Origin of the sequence: Nostoc sp. PCC 9305, from assembly GCF_963920915.1 — a bacterium.
In the GTDB taxonomy this organism is placed as follows: domain Bacteria; phylum Cyanobacteriota; class Cyanobacteriia; order Cyanobacteriales; family Nostocaceae; genus Nostoc.
In genome coordinates this window covers 90,837-112,600 of record NZ_CAWUDN010000010.1, presented here as the reverse complement: position 1 = coordinate 112,600, position 21,764 = coordinate 90,837, and the positions used below count along the sequence as shown (strand labels likewise).

The following is a 21,764-nucleotide window of genomic DNA, read 5'->3' as shown; positions in this document are numbered from 1 at the left end:
ACACCCCTGTGTTGATTTTTACCATTGATTTGCCCACTCTTGACAGCCATCCATTTTTCTTAACTTGATACCAAGGTTAAGACAGACTAAATATCCGTAGTCTACATTAATAAAGTAGAAACTGATATCAGTAGAAAAGAAATGCGTGGGGATTTTATGTATGTAACTAACTTACAATCTTTAGGTTCACGATCGCAAGACAGATAAATGCAAAGTATCGACTTTTACCTTTGCTTTAACCGTTAAATTAGTCAAATATTTAATTTGCAGTATTCATGAGGTTTAGTTGGGAGAATGCTTAAATTAGTCCGTGGCTTTGATTACCATAAATACCTGAGAAAATGCTGAGAATTAACTAAATTTTCTCAAGGGATAAATTTATGAAAATTATGGCTTCATTTCAGATAGGCTTCAGTCCTAACAGAGATACTTTGGATGTTCGGGATAACTCAAATATCAGTAGTGTTAGAGTCGAAGGCTTTATTTGATTGCAATGTAGATGCGATGTCTACGGCGGCAAGCTACGCAGTAGCAAGAATCTAATGGAGTCTTCAACAAGAAGGCATCTTCTTTATACCAATAGCCTTTATGAATCTGCTTGTAGCTTAGTTTCCTCTGAATCGATCGATACAAAAAGAAATATCCAAAGGACGAAAGAAGAATATGAACTGGAAAACACTTTCTTTAATTGCTGGTTTGATTTTAACTACCAGTCTCACTGCTTGCTCTAGCAGCCCTGCAAGCAACAATCAAATTGCTCCTGAAGCCTCTCCTGCTATGAGCAAAGACAAAGCTGGTGATGCAATGGGCAAAGATGCGATGGGTAAAGATAAAGCCGGCGATGCAATGGGCAAAGATGCGATGGGTAAAGACAAAGCCGGTGGTGCAATGGGCAAAGATGCAATGGGTAAAGACAAAGCCGGTGGTGCAATGGGCAAAGATGCGATGGGTAAAGATAAAGCCGGCGATGCAATGGGCAAAGATGCAATGGGTAAAGATAAAGCCGGCGATGCGATGAGCAAAGATAAAGCTGGTGATGCGATGAAGCAATCGCCTGCTTCCACCAAGCCTTAGCCACAACTAGCTTTGCATCTCACTTTTCTTGTACTGGGTACTAGGGGTTAACCAGGAAAATCCTAACTCCAATCCCTATACTTTGGTGCTTTGACCTCAACAAGAGAAATTCTGATGAATCACAATCTACTCCGTCGGCGTCAGTTACTTTTTTATCTTGGGTTAGGGGTTGTTGGAATCAGTGCAGCCACAACATTTTCCAACTTTAGAAAAGTGAATGCCCCTTTTATCTCTCCTACAAATAGTAAGAATACACAAGACTCGGAAAATATTGCAGTGAAACCTCCGGCAGGCAAGAGTTTACCAGAGTTTCAAGGGATAAGTCAGTGGCTTAATTCTACACCTTTGTCAATAGCTGACCTCAAAGGCAATGTTGTTCTGATACAGTTTTGGACTTTTGCTTGTATTAACTGCCAGCGTACACTGCCTTACATTACTAGATGGCATCGACAGTATAAGTCTCAGGGACTCAAGGTGATTGGCATCCACACACCAGAGTTTGCTTTTGAGCGAGACGCAAACAACATTAAAAAGGCGTTACAACAACACCAAATTATCTATCCGGTTCCGGTTGATAACGAATATAAAACTTGGAACGCTTACGAAAATCAATATTGGCCCCATCTATTTTTAGCTGACCGTCAGGGTTTGTTGCAATATGACCATATTGGTGAAGGTGCATACGAAAAAATAGAGCAAACTATCCGCCAGCTATTGGGGTAGAAGGAATGATGACGACTTCTACTTTATCAATCAGTCTGGCTTTATTGGGGGGAGTTTTGAATGTGCTTTCACCCTGTGTTTTACCGATTTTGCCTGTGTTATTGGGGCGATCGCTCCAATCCCATACTTATGGCCCAATCGCACTTTTAGGGGGATTAATCACTGGTTTTGCACTAGCAGGTAGTTTACTAGGTATAACAGCAAGCTGGTTTACAGGCTTGGTTAATTTATTACGCAACGGAGCGATCGCACTCCTTTTATTTTTAGGATTACTGGCAATTTTCCCCACCTGGAGTTACCGAATATTTAGTTATATTCCAGTTGGCAAGTGGGCTAAGAAACCTGTACGAATGGGACTCATGGGAGAGTTTTGGCTAGGGACTCAGTTGGGGCTTTTGTGGACTCCCTGTGCTGGGCCAGTTTTGGGCGGAATTTTAGTATTAGCAGCAGTTAATCATCAAGTCATAAGTGCATTTTGGCTACTAGTGGCTTATGGAATCGGAGCAGGTTTGCCTCTTTTAGCGATCGCTTACGGTGGGCGAGTATTCAGCCAAAGAATTCTCAATATCCGCTCCCATAGTGCAGCTTTGCAACGGATTGGTGGGGTAGCGATCGTGGCTACAGCAATTGCTATTCTTCTGGGTTGGGATGTCCAGATACAACTTTGGCTGGCTCCGTTTTTTCCCACTCAATCTTTGTGAAACGTGCCAATTTTAGACTTTCCTGCGGAACGCTACGCGTAGTTTGCAACTCCTGCGGGGTACGGCGATCGCTTAGTCGCACGATTTTGGATTCAAGACCCAATCCGAAAGTCTAACTGGGAACAATCTAAAAATCCAAAATCCAAAATTGGTATGACCTCATCTAAACGTAAAGTTCGCTCAACACCAAGTCAGACTTTTCTATCCAAGACCTTTCACTGGATTAATATCATCAGTCTTATTTTGATGATCGCTAGTGGACTGCAAATCTATAATGCTAATCCGGTATTTGGAGGGCGTGCAGGTTGGCGTTTTCCTGATTTTCTATTACTAGGAGGTTGGCTGGGAGGTGCTAGACACTGGCATTTTGCTGCTATGTGGCTATTTTCGCTAAACTTACTTTGGTATGGAGTTTATATATTTATAACTCGTCGTTGGCAGCGTCGTTTTGCCGATGGTGGTGACTTAAAAGCGTTACAAGTCAGCCAGAATCCCAAGCGCAAAAATTACGCATGGCATCGGCTAGTTTATACTGCTATCATTCCAGTGCTACTGCTGGCAATTTTGAGTGGTCTGGCGATGTACAAACCTGCGCAACTGTATTGGCTTTCTGGGCTGTTTGGTAGTTGGCAGACTCTACGCACTGTTCACTTTATCACTGTTCCTACTGTCATACTGTTTACAATTGCTCATTCCTTACTTGCCCTGAAGGTAGGAAGCGTCCGTTTAGTGAAATCTATGTTTCTGTAGAGGTTTTATGAGTCTGATTCTTCCCAAACGTACTCTATCCCGTCGTCGGTTACTGCAAGTATCTGGACTTTCAGGGGTAGGCTTTCTTCTTGGTGGCTGTGGAACAAATTTGTTCTCAGATAATCTGCGGCAAATATCTGAGCCACTAAACCAAAGTCTTGAAGCACTTTTGCTAACTCAAAAACCTATACCTGAATTTCCTGTCAGTGCCATAGAAGCAGATAAATTGCTGGTTAATACCTTTGACTTTACCCCGCAAATCGATCCGGCACAGTTTCGCTTAATAATTGATGGTGAGGTCAATAATGCAATGCAATTGAGCATGGCAGATATTCAACAACTGCCCTTGACTTCAATGGTAATTCGCCATGTCTGTGTTGAAGGCTGGGCTGCGATCGTTCAATGGGGAGGCGTGCGATTACGAGATTTAGTAGCGCTGGTACAGCCGAAGTCAAACGTTCGCTATGTCTACTTCAAATCTGCTGATGGCTACTATGAAAGCTGGGATCTTGCTTCTGCTATACATCCCCAAACTCTCATGGCTTATCAAAAGAATGGACAACCCTTATCAGTTGATAATGGTGCGCCGATGCGCCTAGCATCCCCAATTAAACTAGGCTACAAGCAAAGCAAGTGGGTAACTCAAATCACATTCGTCAGCAATTTGTTACCTACTAAAGGCTATTGGGAGGATCAAGGTTATGAGTGGTTTGCAGGGCTATAAGGCAGGCAAAAAGCTAATCTAAATCGGGTTCAACACCTAGCGATCGCAATTGTGCAATCAACCGTTCGGCACGTTGTCTTTCTTGTTCAGCTCGTTGACTTTCTTGTTCAGCTCGTTGACTTTCTTGTTCTGTAGAAGTCAATACCCAGCAGCCTGTCCAATCATACCACCGTAACCAAGGCTGTTCTACATCTTGATAGCGTCCCTGCCAAACACCCAAGCCTAATTCTAGTTCTGGTATCCAGAAGCGTGACTCTGACAGTGTTATCTCAGCATAACGACCGCCATCTAATTTAAACATCCTTAATTTATATTTGTACCGATCAAATACTACATAATAAGGAACACGTAGAATCTGCTCATACACTTCCCATTTTCCTGGTGGTTGTTTTATATCCCGCAATGTCTGCCCTAAGTCTTCCTTTTCAGTACCTGGAGACAGCAACTCAACTACAATAAAAGGATGAACTCCCTCTTGCCAAACGACATAACTTAAACGTAAATCTTTTTGTTCGTAGAGATGGGAAACACCTAAAACGGCAAACCAATCTGGTCGCTTATACCACAGTGGATAGCGCGGGTCATAATAAAGATTCAGATCGCTAGCAACGAATATCTCGTCGCTAGGATAATTTGGTGGACGAAAGGTTTCGTCTAAAAGACGAGGTTGCAATAAATGAAACTGATCGGGCAAACCAGGCTCCTCTGGGTCTTCACTGGGAAGATCGTACATGGTTGGCAATACATCTTTTGGCGATCGCGGCGGGTCAGTTTGATACATCATAAAGCAATCCTGATGATGAAACTCTCAGTTCTATTATGATTCAATTATTTTTGAGTAACTCAACACCTTGCAGAACGCGGTAGTATAAATTTATCGGACATATCTGCGTTTAACTCAATATTTCTCAAGCCTGAGTCTCTTCAAACAAGACTAATCCATACTTCTCGCCAGTAGGCAAAAAGCCAATTCCTCGATAAACTGCTTGGGCTGCTTGGTTATTATCACCTGTAAACAGGATGGCACGTTTTACTCCTTGCGATCCCCTTCCCGCATCGGGAAGGAGGTTAGGGGGTTAGGTTTTTCGTGGGCCTTTCGAGATGATGCGAAAAGTTATACCATTTCTTTGTAAGGCTACGCCAAACCCTTTTAACTTCTTTCTTTCTTTGTGTCCTTTGCGTCCTTTGCGGTTCGTTTCTCTTTCTTATTTCTTGTACTTCAATCTGATTTAGCGTACCTTCATACAAAATTGGTATTAGACAAACAGTTGATATTTGCCCTAGCTGACGTTTAAAATAGGTATTCAAGCGGAGGAAATGAAAGCTTGAAATTGATATTGGTAGCTCCCGACTCTTTGTTGTGTGCAGCCTTTGAACAGCATTTTAATTACTTACCCAATGTAGAAATAGTGAATAACTATTTCGAGTGGTTGCCAGATTTTGATTGTATGGTTAGCCCTGCTAACTCTTTCGGAATGATGGATGGTGGCATAGATGCGGCAATTATCCGTTTTTTCGGTCATTCCTTAATGGCAAGAGTCCAGCAGCGCATTCTTGAGGATTATTTGGGCGAACAGCCTGTGGGAACATCAATGATTGTGGAAACAGGCCATCACAAACATCCTTTTTTGGCTCATACACCCACTATGCGAGTTCCCATGATTATTGCTGGGACAGATATTCCTTATATAGCGATGTGGGCGATGCTGTTAGCAGTTCGACACCATAATCAACACGCTAGGCAAAAAATTAACACCATTGCCTGTCCTGGATTAGGTACGGGAATAGGACGAGTGCCATATACTGAAGCTGCTAGACAGATGGCATTAGCTTACGATCATTTTCTCTATCCACCCAAGCATCTCAATTGCATAGTTGCGGCTGAAAGACAACTTCAGATATGGGAAGGAGGAGATTTTAGGTAAAGCAGGACTTTGGATAATAGTCTGAGTTCATTACTAGGCAAAATATGGTGTTCCCTATGGTGTTAAAAATTTAAATGCAATTTATCAAATATTTTTGCAACCCAAAGGGAAACACTATTATTAAGGGAGCTTTATCTTCTTATTAAACTTCATAAATAAGTATTAATTTTTAATACATGAATTGGTTTTCTAACTCTCAATTTTATTTCTTGTCTTTTACCATTTTAAGTAGCATCAGTGAGTGATAAATCCTTGATTTTATAGGAGTTTTGAATTTATTGCAGGTCGAAATTATAAAAGACGAGTATTTAGTTTTGTCATAAATTTAATATAACTAAAAATCCAAGGTAATGTATACATAACTTCCAGTATTACAGACAAGATCCAAAGACATATTCTTTTAGTAGATGTGAATAGCAAAACCCGAATTTCTTACCAAGCTAACCGCACAGCGATCGCTGCATTCAATGCAATCGTAATGGCAGGAGCAGAGGCTTATATCAATGGGCTAAAAATCCCCGATACTCTGCTGAAATCCCTTTTAAATCTCTCCATGCAAATCAGCTACAAATATTTTCCTTCTCTTTTAGTTCCCTATGAATGGCTGTTGCAAGAAAGCGATCGCCTTGCAGAAGGGTCACACGAACTAATGAAGGTTCAATACAACCTACCCGAAGAAATGTTCAGTCTGATGTTAAAAGAGACAGAACTTTTATATCCCAAATACACAATGGCTTTATGGGAAAAAGGAGCATCTAACCTTGAGCAAGCTCAAATGCAGATGCTCGATGATTTGATCGCAAAAGCAGGTATCGAAGACGGAGACGAAATCTTAGATTTGGGATGCGGTTGGGGTTCTGCATCAAATTACATTCTTTCCCGGTTTCCGCATGTGAAAGTAACGGCTCTTAATTTGAGCCACGGGCAATGCGAATATATGCGGAAAAAAATGCAAGACCCTACCAGTTACCTCAGTTCAGATAGATTCACTCTATATGAAAAGGACTTTAATGATATTGATTTTGAGAATAAGTTTGATAAAATTATGGCGATTGGCCTGTTTGAACATGTAGGGAATTTAACGAAATCATTTCAAAAACTGGCTTCTCTCCTCAAAGATGATGGCAAGGTGTTAATTCACATAATCACAAGCAGATTACCTTATAATATAACCCATCCTTTTATCGACAAATATGTTTTTCCAAACATGCGGGTGTGGAGTTATGATGTCATCCCAAAGATTAATACAGACCTGAAAACTATTAATCAATGGTATTTAAATGGTGCTAACTACTCAAAGACTCTGATAAATTGGTTGATAAATTTTGACCAACATCAAGCTAAAGTCAAAGATTTAAATTATGGTATGAACTATGGCAAGTTCTGCCGGATGTGGAGACTTTATTTGCTCTTGTGCATTGTGTATTTTGACGGTTGTGATGGTGAAATTCTTGGTAACGGTCAATACTTGTTGGTTCATGCATGACAAGTTAATTGCATAAGTCCTAATAATTTAGCGATCGCCCAACCTATTGAGAGCAATTTTCGGCTCCTTAGTTGTAGGAGCCAGCAATAAGTGTGTGAGTAGCATTGAATGGCAAATAAACGTTTCTATCACATTGGCTTTGGGCAAGATGATTTAGGTTCATCGCCTCCTAAGATGGCTCTATTATCTGGCGATCCAGAGCGATCGCACCTAATTGCCCAAACTTATTTACAAGATGTATGCGTGTTGTCAGAAAATCGCGGACTCAATAGCTACGTAGGATACTTACCGAATGGCCGCAGCATCTTATCAGCTACAAGTGGTATGGGTGCGCCTTCATTAAGTATTGTTGTCAATGAGTTGGTACAAGTAGGAATCAAACAAATTATTCGCATTGGAACTTGCGGTTCCATTCAATCTTATATACCAGTCGGTAGTGTTGTTATTAGCAGTGCAGCATTGTGTCGCCAAGGTGCAGCGAATGATATAGCACCTGTGGAGTATCCAGCCGCAGCCGATCCTTTTCTGACAGTCGCTTTAGTTAAAGCAGCACGAGAATTAAACGTTGAACATTACATCGGAATTACGGCATCAGTTGATACTTTTTACGAAGGACAAGAACGCACTGATTCCGCCAATCCAAATTTAATGCGATCGCTGCATGGCATTACAGAAGAATATCGGCGCTTAAATATCTTGAATTACGAGATGGAATGCGGCACACTATTCAAAATGGCAGGAGTGTATAATTTTGCTGCTGCTGCTATTTGCGGTGTAGTTGCTTCGCGGACTGATAGTGAAAATATCATTTTAGAACAAAGAGATGTTGCTGTTAAAAATGCGATCGCAACTGCTGTAAATGCAGCAGCAAGTTTTGAGTAAGCTAAGAGCTGATTTGTAAGGGACTTCCAAATAAAAAAATCTCCAACTATTTATTGTGGGGTGGGCGTCTCGCCCGCCCAGTAACCAAAGGCGGGCAAGATGCCCACCCCACAAGATTGGATAATTTATTTCTTGGAAGTCCCTAAACAAAAGCTTAAGATGCCATTCGCTTTAACATCAAGCGTCTTGATTCTGACTCCTAATTCTTCTTCAATTGATTTGACTTTATGAAGATATGAAAGAAACAAACGCAGATGATTAGAGTTGGCTGTATTAAGCGGTATTTTAAGTATAAAAAATTACAATTAATGTACTAACACTGCACATATCTATCTTTAGACATAGAAAAATTTCATTCTGATTTCATTTTCTTATGAAACTCTATAGAATAGGGTGAACGGTAAGACATTTCAGACATTTATATACCTTCATTTATGACAAGTGATTGCTAAAAATATGTTAGCCAGGGGTAAAATTCTCTGGTTGAGGCTTTCCCGTCAGTTGGTTCAACCCAGGCGCTTGGCTTTCGTGGAAGCTTGCCTGATTGGTCTAGTTTCTGGGTTAGCGGCAGTTCTGTTAGGACAGGCAGTGGATTGGGCAGGCGCATTGCGAGTGCGTATTTCTTACCATTGGCCTGCCTACTTAGTATTACCAGGTATTGGACTAGTAGGGGGACTTTTAGCCGGTTGGCTAGTAGAGCGCTTTGCACCTGAAGCATCAGGTAGTGGGATGTCTGAAGTCAAAGCGGTATTGGCTCGCGTACCAATGCCGTTAAATCTGCGGATTGCTTTGGTGAAGTTGATCAGCGCGACATTAGTGTTAGGTTCGGGAATGCCTTTGGGACGAGAAGGGCCAACTGTCCAAATTGGGGCAGCTTTGGCAAATCAACTGAGTAATTGGGCACCGACTTCACCAGAGCATCGTCGCCAACTAATCGCCGCCGGAGCCGGGGCTGGTTTAGCTGCGGCTTTTAATGCACCGATCGCAGGTGTGCTTTTTGTAGTGGAAGAATTACTGCAAGATGTGTCAGGTATCACTCTTGGTACTGCGATTTTGGCTTCTTTCATCGCTTCAGTCATCTCTCGACTCTATGGTAGTCACAACCTGGATCTGAATCATCTAAATTTAGGTCTTCCCGATACAACTTTCTTCGCTCAGGAAATCCCTTTCTACTTAATTTTGGGATTGCTGGCGGGACTTCTAGGCATTCTATTTAATAAAGGTATTCTTGAGAGTCTAGCAATTAACCGCCGCCTGGTAAGGTTGAGTTTACCCTGGCGAATTGGAATTGCTGGGTTAGTGAGTGGTTTGGCGATCGCTTTATTACCTGCTGCCTTTCGGGATCATGCTGGGCTGAGAGAAATTTTGCTTGCGGGTAATACTAATTGGTCATTTGCCGCGATCGCTCTTTTAGTTCAGTTTATCCTAATTATTTTTACCTACGGCTCTGGAGCGCCAGGGGGTTTACTAGTTCCCACTTTGGCATTAGGGGCTGCCCTTGGTTACTTAGTTGGTGCTGTCGAACACAGTTTACTGGGAATGAGTGCTGCAACAGTCTATGCTCATGTCGGCATGGCTGCCTTTTTTAGCGCTGTCTCCAAAGTACCAATTACAGCAGTCGTCATTGTATTTGAGATGACAACAGATTTCAATCTGGTGCTACCGCTAATGATTGCGTCTGTGGTTGCCTATTTAGTAGCAGAAAAAATTGACCATCGATCGCTCTACGATCTTCTACTAGAGTGGAAAGGGATTCACATTACCAAGGAGCCTAGCACGGAGGGACTTCTAGCGCAACTCAGTGCTGTAGATGTGATGCAACGGCGTGTGGAAACCCTCTCTAGCCAAATGAGTACTGATGAAGCAGTACAGGCATTTTCCCACTCTCACCATCGCAACTTCCCGGTTTTAGAGAATGGTAAAGTTGTTGGTATTGTCACTCAGAAAGATTTAGTTAATATTGCTTCGCAACAGTTAAGTGGAGATACAACAATCGGCGAGATTATGACACCAGAGCCAGTGACAGTAAATCCCACAGCTACACTAGCTCATGTACTGCATATACTCAATCGTTATCATCTCAGCTGCTTACCCGTTACAGAAAATCGGAAGCTCATAGGAATTATTACTCGTAGTGATATTATCCGTGTAGAAGCAGAGCAACTTAGTGGTAATAGCGAACAAATAGAACGTAAATCAGCACCTTCTTATGTGGTTTACCAAACTCGCGCTCCAGCTACAGGCAAAGGAAGGTTGTTAGTACCACTTTCACATCCTCAGACAGCCGAAACTTTATTAGAAATGGCAGTTGCGATCGCCAAAGATCGCAATTACGAAATAGAATGCCTACAAGTGATTATCGTTCCGTCTAGCCGCATCCCATCGGAAACACCAGTACAAATCAGCAAAAGTCTTCAACTTTTGCAACGGGCAATACTTTTAGGAGAGAATTCGCGGATTCCCGTTCATACCCAGATCCGAGTTGCCCATAATGTTGCTGGAGCAATTTTGGAGACTGTCAAAGAACGACACATTGACTTGGTGCTGATGGGATGGAAAGGCAGTACATCAACTCCAGGTAGAGTTTTTAGCCGAGTGGTGGATACCATAATTCGACAGGCAGGTTGTGATGTTATCTTGGCTAAATTAGATGATAAAAGATCCTTTGACCGTTGGTTGTTGCCAATGGCAGGCGGCCCTAACTCCAGCCAAGCAATTAAGTTATTACCAGCTCTTGCTTCTTTAAGTACATCACCTCAAATCAAGCTATGTCAGGTTTTCCAGCCGACTAACTCCATTCCTGATACAACATTATTAGATAAATCTGTTCGCTTTCTGCAACGCCGAGTTAGCGGTAAAGTGATGGCTACTCCAGTTCGTGCCAATTCTGTTTCTGATGCTGTCCTGAAGTGCGCCGAACAAGATAACAGTGATGTGATTGTTCTGGGAGCTAGCCGTGAAAGTCTACTACAACAAGCGATTCAAGGAAATATTGCCGAGAATATTTCTCGCAAGAGCAATTGCACAGTTATCATGGTCAAAACTTAATTACATAGGCGCAACCCTACCCATAGAGTATTACGAATTACGAATAAGGGAGCATCTCACCTTTGCAAATATACCATGCGATTAGAAATCGCGGCTACACAAACGAAGTCCGCCTACGCGGACTCAAAGGATTTGAAACCCACGGAGGTGGGTTTTGTCTGTATAGCCGCGAATTCCATTCGCTAGGGCAAAAGTGTTTTTACACTCATTGAGATGCTCCCGACAAATTACGAATTACGAATTACGAATTACGAATTATCGGCAAATGTATAGTAAAAGTTGCCCCTTGATTTGATGTGCTGCTGGCGATAATACTACCTTGATGAGCTTCAATAATCCGCTTAGAAATTGCTAACCCCAGACCATTGCCACTACCTTTGCGTGCGGGGTCTGTTGTATAAAATTGCTCAAATATTCTGGGTAAATCACCGTCTTTTATGCCTTCTCCCTGGTCTTGAATTTGAATAATAGCTTGTTTGCCTTGGCTGTATGCAGAAATAAATACTTGAGAATTGGCTGGTGAGTGCTTAATCGCATTATCCAACAAATTGAGGATCGCTTGTAATAGTCGCTCTGGATCGCCCTGAATTATTAGATTTCCCACGTTCACCTGTGTAGAAATTCTCAGAGTTCGCATTCGCGGTTCTAATGCATTAACAGCACGGTTAATCAATCCATCCAGCGAAATAGCTTGCTTTTCTAGTTCAGTAACTCCTGCTTCCAAACGTCCTAAATCGAGCAAGTCATGAATCAATCGTGATAAACGTTTGATTTCGCTTTCGATAGTTTGAAAAAAGCGATCGCGTAATTCTGGTTCTTCAGATGCTCCGGCTTTGAGTGCGTCTACTGTCACCTGAACGTTACTTATAGGGGTACGCAGTTCATGGGAGACATTGGCTAAAAACACCCGTCGCTCTTTGTCCAAGGAAGCTAACCGCTCACTCATCCGGTTGAGTTCTGCTGCCAATTGATCTAACTCATTGTTCTCATGGATTGTTAGCTTATCACCAAAATGACCGCCACCCAAGCGAATAGCAAAATTCTGCATAATCTCAATTGGTTTTGAAAGACTGCGAGCAAACCGACTGCTAATTAATGCACATAGTAGAATTGTTATTGCTAGCGTTCCCAAAATACTCCAAATTACCGTAGCAAACTGTCGCTGAAGCTGCTCCAAAGTCATAGACATTCGGATTATGCCCAACAATTGACCGTTACGCTCAATAGGTCTGGTAATGTAGAGGCGATCGCTGTTTGATAAAACGCCTTTGGCAATTCCTTGCTTCACACGGTTTTGTAGAGCTTCCCGTATTCCCGGAACTTGATACCAATCTTTAACTTGACTATCTAACTTTGGGTCAGAAGTGGCTAATAAACTGCCTTGTTGATTAAAAACACGTAGGGTTATAGTTTGTGGTGCGCCATACCGTTGCACCAGTAAATTTACCTGTTTAATATCTTTTTCTTCTAGTGCATCTGCTACACTTTCGCTTAACGCACTCGTCCAGTTATCCAAATCTACTTGTCGCGATCGCATAAAATAATCATGGAACGACCAAAGGATATAACCTGCCATCAGTGACGTTCCAAAAGCTGTTAGCATCAGGTATCTACCTAACAGCTTGGCATAAATTGTATTTAACTTAATCCCAGGTATCCAGCCTCTCATGAAGGCTGCTCCCCGGAACGACGACGCAATACTGCTTTGATACGTGCTAGTAGTTCGCGGGTGTTAAACGGCTTAGTAATATAATCATCTGCACCTGCTTCTAACCCCCAAATTTTATCAATATCCTCATCTTTAGCTGTGAGCATGACGATAGGTACATTGGAAAATGCCCGAATCCGCCAGCAAACTTCCATACCGTCAACTACTGGTAACATCAAATCAAGCAAAATTATATCTGGTACTTGCTTGTGAAACTGTTTGATTGCACTATGTCCATCGGCGGCTGTAGTCACCGTGTAACCTTCTTTTTGTAGTGTATAGGTGAGACTGTCGCAAAGAGCCGCTTCATCATCTACAAGTAATACATGTGGCATTGTTTATTCTCAATTATCGTGAGTTATTTATAATAATATTTTGTATTAACAGATATATTTGTGACATCTTCCTCTCGAAATTAATTTGTTAAATAGTAAGGATGAAAACCTTATCACCAAGAAGGTTTAAGTTTAATCATGACTGCTTAACTTGCTCTTGACTATTACTGTTCCTTGTTGGGGAAATTTTATCGTAAAACTTGTTCCGCCTCCTACTTCGCTATCTACATAAATTTCTCCATGATGTATTTCTAAACACTTTTTAACCACAGCAAGTCCTAGTCCACTGCCAACAATCTTACCTACATTATTAGCACGATGAAAAGGCTCAAATAAATGTTCTTTAAATTCGCCAGGAATTCCTATCCCATTATCTTTAACTTGGAAAAATATTGCGGATGATTCACAACTAAGAATTAAGAAAATACTTCCCTCTGGAGGGGAATATTTAATTGCATTTGAGAGTAAGTTACTCAGAACGGAATAAAGTATATTTTCGTCTAATTTGGCATGGGTACAGTTACCTTGACTGATGAATTTAATAGTATGCTGTTGTTGATTAGAAAATTGGAGGTCTTCTATCAAATTAATGCAAAATGCTTCCAAATCTATCAGTTCTGGATGAAATTCTAATTTCCCAGCTTCTGCCCTAGTCAAAGTTAAAATATCGGTTAGTAACTGGTTCATTGACCTAGCTGAAGATTGAATGCGATACAGATTTTTAAGTTTCTTCTCTTCCGTCCACTGCTGATTACTTTGAGCCAATAGTTGAGCCGACCCCAATATAATACTTAATGGTGTACGAAATTCATGGGATACCATTGAAAAAAAGCGTAACTTCAATTCACTAAGTTCTTTTTCTTGAGCTAAAGTCTGTTGAATCGCTTCTGCTTCTTGGCGCTTCACTAATTGTTGATAAAGCAAAGCATAAACGCCTAATAAAATGGCAAAACTCAAGAAAGTACCGAGGAATTCAATCAACATCCGGTTGCGGATATTCTCTTGAGAATGTCTCACCGAGATTTGTAGTAACTGTTCCTCCCTAGCTTGCATTTGGGTAAGCGTTTCGCGGATTTGATTGCGGTTTTGGTTACTTTGAGTAAGTAGAGGTGCTTGAATAGCAAAGCTTGATTTACCTAATTCTTTGAGGTTAATTGACTGTTTAGATAATTGAACTCTTTGAGCAATGAGGAATTTTAGCTTCCTTATTTGCTGCTGTTGATAAGAGTCATCAGCAAGTTGTTGCTGCAATTTTTTAACTTTGGCATCCAGGCTTTGCATTGCCTGATAGTAACGTTTGAGTTCTGATTGCTCTCTATATAGGATATAACCTCTGCGTCCTGCTTCTGCATCGGTTAGTGTAGCAAAGATGTCAATAACATTTTTCATTACCTCATGTGTGTCCTTCACTTGATTGCTACTTGTAATTAACTGAGTAGCGTTTTGGTAAGAAATCATACTAGCTGCACCCATTAATAATAAGCTCAAGCCAAAGCCAGAGGTTATCCATTTCCTTTCCAGCGACCATTTCATAGAAAAAATCAATTAATGGTTCAGAGTCCATATCTTACCCAAGACCTTACATCAAAGTAAAGATTTTTCCAATAAAAGCTTAGTTCAAAATTATTTTTCTTACTAACCGATTTTTACCCGATTTTTGCCCTTTATCTCCACAGCTATTTGTTAAAATGCTATTTAAAATAACTCCTTATGCAATTATGCATCACACTAAATTTTCTTCAAATAAATTTAAATGTTTATTTGAAGAAATTTTATTTTCTTTATATTTATATAGGTAAAACCAAGATTTAATAAGTTAGGAAATTAAATTGCCGTGTCATCCTTTAAAACTTTTGAAGAGAAACAATCACAAGTTCAAACTTTACCTAATTCTGAGTTTTTGAAAAAAGTCGGTCAAGTAACTGGCGGCACACTCCTATCAATTACGATGCTATCAAGTTCTATATTAGCTGGAGGGTTAGTTGGTTTAGCCATTAGTTTCCGTAATCTGCCAGATGTTAGACAACTACAAAACTTTGTACCTTCAGAAACAACTTATATCTATGATATTAAAGGCAAGCTTTTAACACGTATACATGGGGAAGCTAATCGCCAAGTAGTGCCTTTGAATCAAATTTCTCCCAATTTGAAACGAGCAGTATTAGCTAGCGAAGATAGCCGTTTCTACGAGCATCATGGTATTAATCCCGGTGGTATTGGACGTGCTGCATTAGTCAATCTGGCATCTGGGGAAGTGCGAGAGGGTGGTTCTACAATCACCATGCAGTTGGTAAAAAATATTTTCTTATCTCAAAAACGTGCTTTTACCCGAAAAATAGCAGAAGCAGTATTAGCAATTCGCTTAGAGCAAGTTCTTAGTAAAGATGAAATATTAGAAATGTACCTCAATCAAGTTTACTGGGGTCATAATAACTATGGTGTTCAGACAGCAGCACGCACTTACTTTAAAAAATCAGCACAAAATTTGACTTTGGGCGAATCAGCAATGATGTCCGGTTTGATTCAAGCTCCAGAAGAATTTAGCCCGTTTGTCAGCATGAAGTTGGCAAAACAAAAACAAAAAGAAGTATTGGTGCGAATGTTAGAACTGAATTGGATTAGCCAACAAGAGTATAATGATGCCCTCAAACAAAAAATTAAACTTGGTGAAATTAGGTCATTTCAAGGTAGCGCTTTGCCCTACGTTACCAACACAGTAGCTCAGGAATTAATTAAAAAGTTTGGGCGTGAAACATTGCTGAAAGGCGGAATGCATGTACAAACCACAGTTGATACTAGCTTCCAAATGATGGCAGAAAAAACTATTAAGAAGTGGCATCGAACCCTTGAACGTCAGGGATTAAATAATAACCAAATGGCTCTAGTGGCAATTGATCCTCGCACACATTTTGTTAAAGCCTAAACCTCAGCGAGTTCTTGACCCTTGGGCATCAGCAGCAATTTTAGACGTGATGCAAACGGTAGTTAAAGAAGGAACTGGTAGAGGTGCAGATATAGGTCGTCCAGTTGCAGGAAAAACAGGTACAACATCCTCAGAGAAAGATATTTGGTTTATTGGTACGGTACCGCAGTTAACAACTGCCATTTGGGTAGGGAGGGACAACAACCGACAATTATCTAGCCACGCGACAGGCGGAGGTATGGTTGCTCCTATTTGGCGTGATTTTATGCAGAAGGCACTCAAAGATGTACCAGTAGAAAACTTCCAGCCACCTTCTAATTTTCCTCGTCCGAAATCAAATTGAAAGTATTAAAGTTAAGTATTGGAATCTATTCTAGTTTTTTAATTTACAAATATTCTGACAATGCGGATTTTGGTAGTTGAAGATGATGTCCAGTTAGCAGAGATGCTGATGGAAGCCCTGACTGACCGTCAATATGTGGTAGATATAGCCCAAGATGGAGAGGAAGCATGGGATTGCATCAAAGTGTTGGAATATGATTTGGTGGTACTAGATATTACTTTACCTAAGTTAGATGGTGTAAGTTTTTGTCAACGCTTGCGATCGCCTACATCAAGGCATACCTTATCGCGTAACATTGCAATACCTGTACTCATGTTAACAGCACGCGATACCCTTGGTGACAAAATTACCGGGTTGGATGCTGGAGCAGATGATTATATGGTTAAACCTTTTGAAATGCCAGAGTTAATGGCTCGTGTTCGCGCCCTGTTGCGCCGCAATAGTGCCGCAACATCTTCTTCAGACTTTGGTTGGGGTAATCTGCGTTTAAATTCCAGCACTTATGAAGTCACTTATGCTGACCAGCCTTTACATCTAACACCTAAAGAATTTGCTCTTTTAGAACTAATGGTTTCTAGCGGTCGGCGGGTGCTAAGTCGAGCCGGAATTATTGAGCGCATCTGGTCACTTGATGATCCTCCGAGCGAAGAAACTGTTAAGTCTCACATTAAGAGTTTACGGTATAAACTTAAAGACGTAGGTGCTGCTGATGATTTTATTGAGACAGTTCATGGATTGGGCTATCGCTTAAAGCAGCTTTAGGAAAATACCCGATTTCTACCCGATATTTACCTCTTATCTTTACAACTGATTGTTAAATTACAATTACATTACTGAAGTTAACCTCTTCTTTTACACTAGAACACTATTAGTTCTCCAAATCAATTTAATTATTGGTTTGGGGAATTTTAATTTTTATCTAAAAGCAATTAGTAAACCAGCTTTTTAAATGTCGAGAATTCATTAAGTCGGGAGCAACTGAGATAACTACTGCTTTTGGTTGCCCTTCTTGGACTAAGGCGATCGCTTCTGGCTTAGAATTGGCTTGTTGGATTAGCTGAGAAAGCTCTTGGTTGTCGCGTATATTTGCTTCTAGCATATAATTTGCTGTTTTGAAGTCAGTTATAATTCTATGTTACGCGATCGCCTAAAAATCATGACTCACAATAATAGCGATCGCCTTTAGGAGATTGATTGTTGATGCGATCGCCTAAAAATCACGACTCAGAGAAATAGCGATCACAAATAAAAGAATCAACAATTTAGAGGTTTACTTGAGCGTTAAACCCTTTTATACCATTGAGTTCTCCAAACGAGAAAATATCAACTAAAATTCAAAATATCCTCTAATAATTCACGAGATTCTCTGGTTACATATTTTTTAAATCTGTATTCAATATCACCTGTACTTAGTTTATTAACGTTTTGATGGAAAACATTTTCTAAGACTTCTTGCTTATTTTTTAAAGTATATTTATCAAAATTTGGTATATAGTTAGTTCGATATTTATGATATTGAATTTCATGAAAAGTTCGCATAAATTTTTTAGGTGAAAGATCAACGTCAAATCTTTCTTGAAGATGTTTAACATAAGCGTCGAGTTCGTGAAGAAGACTCTTATCATCTATTTCTGCAAAAAAGAATAACCAACCTTTACATTTATTTTCTAAAATACATCCCGTAATACGAAGATTTAAACGCCATTCTAAAAAATCTTGATTCTTATTTTTAGAATACTTGTAACTTGTAAATATTGACGCTAAAGAATTTTTTATTTTGGCAATTGATTCCTCCCTGACACTGACCGAATAATTTCCAAGATTTTTAAAAGAGTAACCTAAATAATTAAAACCGTCATTTTTAAATGATCCAATTATTGACTTCCCGCTACCATTTTCAGGATCATGAATTTTTAAATCTATTTTAGAAAAATCAACAATTAGCTTGTTAGCTAATTGGTTAGAATCTTGAGATTCACAAAGGATTAATATATCATCGACATATCTAAAATACTGAAAATTCTTGTTCTTGCAAATTTCCTTGTCAATTTTTTGAAGATAAATGGCAGCCAGTATATTTGAAATTGACAATCCTTGAGGAACGCCTAAAGAAATCTTATCATTGTTTTCAGATTTGCTTACAACAGTATAGGTTTGAATTGCTTTATTAATAAGTTCTAGTGTTTTCTTATGACGTATTTTATATCTTAATCTTGAGAGAAGATGATCGTGTGAGATAGTTGGATAAAAATCACGAATATCTAGTTTGACAAAGGCATTATATTTTGTCTTCTCTGCTTTTATTTTTTTAATGATATTTTGAGGCAGTTCTAAGCTTAAATCCCCACGAAAAGTTTGAGAAAGTAAATCGCACAACGCCCGTAAAACAATACGATCACGAATTGTTGGAATAGATATTTCTCTAGGAAATTTACCTCGTCCTTTGCTAACGAGTTTTAGCCTATAGTTACTAAAATTATAACTGCCATTAAGTATTTTTTTTGATGCTATTAATATTTGTTGATCGGCAATTTTCTTGAAAGACTTTTGATTGATATTGTCAATACCAGACGAAGCCGAGAATTGTATATGCTCATCATAAACTTTATGAAGTGACTTTTCTGAAAAATAATTTCTAAATTCTATTTCGGAAGGCATTATTTTAAACCCCTATCTTATTAAAAGATATATAGTAAGTTCCTTAAAAAAATTATCTATAATATATAGGAAAACAAATCTTTTCAGGCTTGTCTAATTGGCAATCTATTTTGCATCACCACTTAATAAAAATAAAGAAAAAGGTAATAAATACAGAATAGCAAGTAATAACGTTCGTGATAAAAAAGATATCAATATTAAACAGTACATTCCAATCGTTAAGTCTTTATCTATTTTTCCCCCAGATATCCATTTTTCATTAAAAATAGCACGATAGTAATCTAATGATTCATGATTTTCACAAGAGCGCAGAAGAAGGGTAAAATCTTCTCTAATCTGAATCAATTCACTTTCACTTGCCTTATTACATTTTTGCTCAAGATTCCCCAATGCTTCGTAACATTCTTTGAGTAGTCCAGCCCTGCGATTAAGCTGAAATCCACTTGAAAAACATTGAATACAAAAGATTAAAATCGAAAAAAGAATCCATACAAAATTAATATATTCACTTTTAGGTGCAAACTTAAAGTAGTAAACGGAAGTTCCTACAGAAAAAGCTGAGTAATAAAACAAAATCAAATCAGCGTGAAAAGAAGTCCAAAGTAGTCTTTGTTCAGCTTCAATACGAGCCTTTCTTGTCCACCAAATACGATTGGATAGTGCTTTATCAGGAGAATTCATAAAAGAAAAAACCCTAGTGCATAAATAGTTAGTAAATAGTTAACGCTCAAATAAATGAGTCAGTCTAGAAGACAAGAGATTTATCTCTTCAAAATTAGTTTCACCCACTCTGAAGTGAGTGGTTGAGGCTAATCAATATACACATAGGGTAGCTATGAGGGTATCAAATTTCAAGATTAAAGTCAACTCAGACAATTGATTTTCACAATAGCGTATACGATGAGAAATCAATCTCAGTGCGATCGCTGATCTTTTAGGGTGCGTTCCCTAGTGCAACTTCTTCTACTCAGACAATAGATTGTTGGGAACGCAGATAAATATCTTGGAGTAAAATAATGTTCGTGCCGCGATCGCCTAAAAATCACGACTCACAGGAATAGCGATCGCCTAACTCCTCAAATCGCCAATATAAGCCCCAATTTGTTTAAGTCCCTGCAAAACTTGGATACGTTCTGATGTATTTTCAAGTAACCGATAAGTATTGGATCTAGTATATTGAGGGACATTTTGGTGGCGATCGCATTTCAAAAACAATACTTCTCTTCCGTTTGTAACCATTGCATAACAACTTGACTGTAAGTTGGGAGCGCTCAACAAATAAGTAAGTGCTTGGGGAATTCCCGCCGTAACGTCTAGTCTTGCAGGCTTTGACTCGATTACCAAAATCCAAAAACTATCTTGAATCACCAAAATATCAATCCTGCCTTGAACTGCAATAGCATTAGCTTCGTCTGCAACTTCGATATTGGTACTTACTTCTGCTTTTACCAAAAAAGGAAACTGATAGAAACCTGCTAAATCTAGCAATGGTGATATAACTATAAGCTTAACAATTTCTTCGAGAGGTGGTTCTTCTTGACTGAGATAGGTATAGTTTCGAGTGAGGCGATCTAGTCCTTGTAGTTCCGCTTCGGTTAGAGTCGGCGCATTATTTAACCATTCATCAAAAAAGCGATCGCTAGAGTCGAGTCTCAAGCCAAAAGTTTGACGAAGAGCGCCAAGGGTAAGGCTACTAGCATTTGTAATCACGGTTAAATTCTTGTAGTAATTACATGAAGTTTAAAAGTCTAGACATTTGATCTAGGCTCCAATACCTAATATACGATATATTAAGAGCAAAAGAGAGATCGCCTAAAAATCACGATTCACAGGAATAGCGATCGCCTTGAGGATATAGATAGCGATCGCGGTTGTCCATCCAGAGCTAACAATTTGCTCATCAGTTTCAGGCTCATACTTCAACAAGCTCAGTAACCATAAATAAATTTAGTTGCTCTGTATATTTTTATTTGTTAGTCATACCAAGATCCACTAACCCTCCAACGGTCGTTCCGACACCGCAACCATAAGCTAATCAGCATTCAAGTTGCATAATCAGGGCGCTAATGTTGCCCACCCCACAAGATATTGAGAAAATTTCCATCTGCAAATTAGATGTGTTTTAGCTTAGATATTTGATATTTTTAAATTAAATAGAAATTGATTTAGATAGCATTTTTTTATTAATAACCGATTTCTCACCGATTTCTCACCGATATTTCAACTTCTAAAATGTAACATCTTGGAACGAAAGCATTTTGGTAAGTTTATTTCAGTTTTGAGGAAATTTTTATGACCCATTTTTCAATAAATATTTCCAATATTGTTATTACCAATAAAGAGTATCGCAAGCTTAGAGCTTATGCAGGATATCATCAAATATCAATTTATGAAGCAATACGGTTATTAATTGATTCTCTTCCAGAATGCTCTCCAAATAATCAAAAATCAAGTAGAAGCCATTCGTTTATGTTTCCTAGAAGG

18 protein-coding genes and 1 pseudogene are annotated in these 21,764 nt (G+C 39.4%); 11 read left to right on the top strand and 8 right to left on the bottom strand.

All coding sequences use genetic code 11. The features are described 5' to 3' along the window. Positions 1 to 663 precede the first annotated feature (663 nt). From ACM0OX_RS06230 to ACM0OX_RS06210, 5 genes are all read left to right on the top strand, one after another. Positions 664 to 1,074 (top strand): hypothetical protein, encoded by a 411-nt coding sequence (locus ACM0OX_RS06230; RefSeq protein WP_414513945.1) that lies wholly within the window; start codon positions 664 to 666, stop codon positions 1,072 to 1,074. 114 nt (positions 1,075 to 1,188) lie between these two features. Next, positions 1,189 to 1,797 (top strand): thioredoxin family protein, encoded by a 609-nt coding sequence (locus ACM0OX_RS06225; RefSeq protein WP_414513943.1) that lies wholly within the window; start codon positions 1,189 to 1,191, stop codon positions 1,795 to 1,797. A 5-nt stretch (positions 1,798 to 1,802) separates the two neighbouring features. Beyond that, positions 1,803 to 2,498, top strand: coding sequence for a cytochrome c biogenesis CcdA family protein (locus tag ACM0OX_RS06220; protein WP_414513942.1), 696 nt, complete (start codon positions 1,803 to 1,805; stop codon positions 2,496 to 2,498). Between the two features lie 153 nt (positions 2,499 to 2,651). Then, positions 2,652 to 3,248 (top strand): cytochrome b/b6 domain-containing protein, encoded by a 597-nt coding sequence (locus tag ACM0OX_RS06215; protein WP_334843279.1) that lies wholly within the window; start codon positions 2,652 to 2,654, stop codon positions 3,246 to 3,248. 7 nt (positions 3,249 to 3,255) lie between these two features. Beyond that, positions 3,256 to 3,972 carry a molybdopterin-dependent oxidoreductase gene (locus tag ACM0OX_RS06210; protein WP_414513940.1) on the top strand — a complete coding sequence of 239 codons (717 nt, stop codon included), beginning with the start codon at positions 3,256 to 3,258 and terminating at the stop codon, positions 3,970 to 3,972. Positions 3,973 to 3,985: 13 nt separating this feature from the next. Here the strand turns inward: ACM0OX_RS06210 and ACM0OX_RS06205 are convergent, their stop codons facing one another. After that, a complete protein-coding gene (locus ACM0OX_RS06205; RefSeq protein WP_414513962.1) occupies positions 3,986 to 4,753 on the bottom strand; it encodes a Uma2 family endonuclease in 768 nt (255 codons plus the stop codon). A 544-nt stretch (positions 4,754 to 5,297) separates the two neighbouring features. On the opposite strand from ACM0OX_RS06205, the gene ACM0OX_RS06200 reads away from it, so the two are divergent. The 4 genes from ACM0OX_RS06200 to ACM0OX_RS06185 all read left to right on the top strand — a co-directional run bounded on the left by ACM0OX_RS06200 (position 5,298) and on the right by ACM0OX_RS06185 (position 11,313). Next, entirely contained in the window at positions 5,298 to 5,897 is a 600-nt protein-coding gene (locus tag ACM0OX_RS06200; RefSeq protein WP_414513938.1) for a macro domain-containing protein, read from the top strand. A gap of 409 nt (positions 5,898 to 6,306) precedes the next feature. Then, positions 6,307 to 7,383, top strand: a complete 1,077-nt coding sequence (locus ACM0OX_RS06195; protein ID WP_414513936.1) for a class I SAM-dependent methyltransferase — start codon at positions 6,307 to 6,309, stop codon at positions 7,381 to 7,383. 108 nt (positions 7,384 to 7,491) lie between these two features. Then, complete coding sequence (locus ACM0OX_RS06190; protein WP_414513934.1) at positions 7,492 to 8,265, top strand: nucleoside phosphorylase; 774 nt, start codon at positions 7,492 to 7,494, stop codon at positions 8,263 to 8,265. Positions 8,266 to 8,721: 456 nt separating this feature from the next. Continuing rightward, entirely contained in the window at positions 8,722 to 11,313 is a 2,592-nt protein-coding gene (locus ACM0OX_RS06185) for a chloride channel protein (protein WP_414513960.1), read from the top strand. Positions 11,314 to 11,554: 241 nt separating this feature from the next. On the opposite strand, the gene ACM0OX_RS06180 is transcribed toward ACM0OX_RS06185, so the two are convergent. The 3 genes from ACM0OX_RS06180 to ACM0OX_RS06170 all read right to left on the bottom strand — a co-directional run bounded on the left by ACM0OX_RS06180 (position 11,555) and on the right by ACM0OX_RS06170 (position 14,889). Then, positions 11,555 to 12,982: a sensor histidine kinase gene (locus tag ACM0OX_RS06180; RefSeq protein ID WP_414513932.1), complete on the bottom strand. Its 1,428-nt coding sequence runs from the start codon at positions 12,980 to 12,982 to the stop codon at positions 11,555 to 11,557. Further along, on the bottom strand, positions 12,979 to 13,356 hold the full coding sequence (locus ACM0OX_RS06175) for a response regulator transcription factor (RefSeq protein ID WP_094351982.1): 378 nt from the start codon (positions 13,354 to 13,356) through the stop codon (positions 12,979 to 12,981). Before ACM0OX_RS06175 ends, ACM0OX_RS06180 begins: the two co-directional genes overlap by 4 nt. A gap of 132 nt (positions 13,357 to 13,488) precedes the next feature. Next, the gene (locus ACM0OX_RS06170) at positions 13,489 to 14,889 is read right to left on the bottom strand and encodes an ATP-binding protein (protein WP_414513931.1); all 1,401 of its coding nucleotides are present in this window, start codon (positions 14,887 to 14,889) and stop codon (positions 13,489 to 13,491) included. Between the two features lie 301 nt (positions 14,890 to 15,190). On the opposite strand from ACM0OX_RS06170, the pseudogene ACM0OX_RS06165 reads away from it, so the two are divergent. Both ACM0OX_RS06165 and ACM0OX_RS06160 read left to right on the top strand, forming a co-directional pair. Further along, positions 15,191 to 16,622, top strand: a pseudogene (locus tag ACM0OX_RS06165) (transglycosylase domain-containing protein). Between the two features lie 60 nt (positions 16,623 to 16,682). Then, the gene (locus ACM0OX_RS06160; protein WP_114084996.1) at positions 16,683 to 17,384 is read left to right on the top strand and encodes a response regulator transcription factor; all 702 of its coding nucleotides are present in this window, start codon (positions 16,683 to 16,685) and stop codon (positions 17,382 to 17,384) included. A gap of 157 nt (positions 17,385 to 17,541) precedes the next feature. On the opposite strand, the gene ACM0OX_RS06155 is transcribed toward ACM0OX_RS06160, so the two are convergent. The 4 genes from ACM0OX_RS06155 to ACM0OX_RS06140 form a co-directional block, all read right to left on the bottom strand. Further along, positions 17,542 to 17,721, bottom strand: a complete 180-nt coding sequence (locus ACM0OX_RS06155; RefSeq protein WP_414513929.1) for a hypothetical protein — start codon at positions 17,719 to 17,721, stop codon at positions 17,542 to 17,544. A 224-nt stretch (positions 17,722 to 17,945) separates the two neighbouring features. Beyond that, entirely contained in the window at positions 17,946 to 19,280 is a 1,335-nt protein-coding gene (locus ACM0OX_RS06150) for a reverse transcriptase domain-containing protein (RefSeq protein WP_414513927.1), read from the bottom strand. A gap of 105 nt (positions 19,281 to 19,385) precedes the next feature. Further along, complete coding sequence (locus ACM0OX_RS06145; RefSeq protein ID WP_414513925.1) at positions 19,386 to 19,961, bottom strand: SLATT domain-containing protein; 576 nt, start codon at positions 19,959 to 19,961, stop codon at positions 19,386 to 19,388. Positions 19,962 to 20,348: 387 nt separating this feature from the next. Beyond that, a complete protein-coding gene (locus ACM0OX_RS06140; RefSeq protein ID WP_335152609.1) occupies positions 20,349 to 20,990 on the bottom strand; it encodes a restriction endonuclease subunit R in 642 nt (213 codons plus the stop codon). Between the last annotated feature and the right edge of the window lie 774 nt (positions 20,991 to 21,764).

Coding starts and splice junctions, on each gene's coding strand:
- ACM0OX_RS06230 (WP_414513945.1), top strand. CDS start 664: ATGAACTGGAAAACACTTTCTTTAATTGCTGGTTTGATTTTAACTACC.
- ACM0OX_RS06225 (WP_414513943.1), top strand. CDS start 1,189: ATGAATCACAATCTACTCCGTCGGCGTCAGTTACTTTTTTATCTTGGG.
- ACM0OX_RS06220 (WP_414513942.1), top strand. CDS start 1,803: ATGATGACGACTTCTACTTTATCAATCAGTCTGGCTTTATTGGGGGGA.
- ACM0OX_RS06215 (WP_334843279.1), top strand. CDS start 2,652: ATGACCTCATCTAAACGTAAAGTTCGCTCAACACCAAGTCAGACTTTT.
- ACM0OX_RS06210 (WP_414513940.1), top strand. CDS start 3,256: ATGAGTCTGATTCTTCCCAAACGTACTCTATCCCGTCGTCGGTTACTG.
- ACM0OX_RS06205 (WP_414513962.1), bottom strand. CDS start 4,753: ATGTATCAAACTGACCCGCCGCGATCGCCAAAAGATGTATTGCCAACC.
- ACM0OX_RS06190 (WP_414513934.1), top strand. CDS start 7,492: ATGGCAAATAAACGTTTCTATCACATTGGCTTTGGGCAAGATGATTTA.
- ACM0OX_RS06185 (WP_414513960.1), top strand. CDS start 8,722: ATGTTAGCCAGGGGTAAAATTCTCTGGTTGAGGCTTTCCCGTCAGTTG.
- ACM0OX_RS06180 (WP_414513932.1), bottom strand. CDS start 12,982: ATGAGAGGCTGGATACCTGGGATTAAGTTAAATACAATTTATGCCAAG.
- ACM0OX_RS06175 (WP_094351982.1), bottom strand. CDS start 13,356: ATGCCACATGTATTACTTGTAGATGATGAAGCGGCTCTTTGCGACAGT.
- ACM0OX_RS06170 (WP_414513931.1), bottom strand. CDS start 14,889: ATGAAATGGTCGCTGGAAAGGAAATGGATAACCTCTGGCTTTGGCTTG.
- ACM0OX_RS06160 (WP_114084996.1), top strand. CDS start 16,683: ATGCGGATTTTGGTAGTTGAAGATGATGTCCAGTTAGCAGAGATGCTG.
- ACM0OX_RS06155 (WP_414513929.1), bottom strand. CDS start 17,721: ATGCTAGAAGCAAATATACGCGACAACCAAGAGCTTTCTCAGCTAATC.
- ACM0OX_RS06150 (WP_414513927.1), bottom strand. CDS start 19,280: ATGCCTTCCGAAATAGAATTTAGAAATTATTTTTCAGAAAAGTCACTT.
- ACM0OX_RS06145 (WP_414513925.1), bottom strand. CDS start 19,961: ATGAATTCTCCTGATAAAGCACTATCCAATCGTATTTGGTGGACAAGA.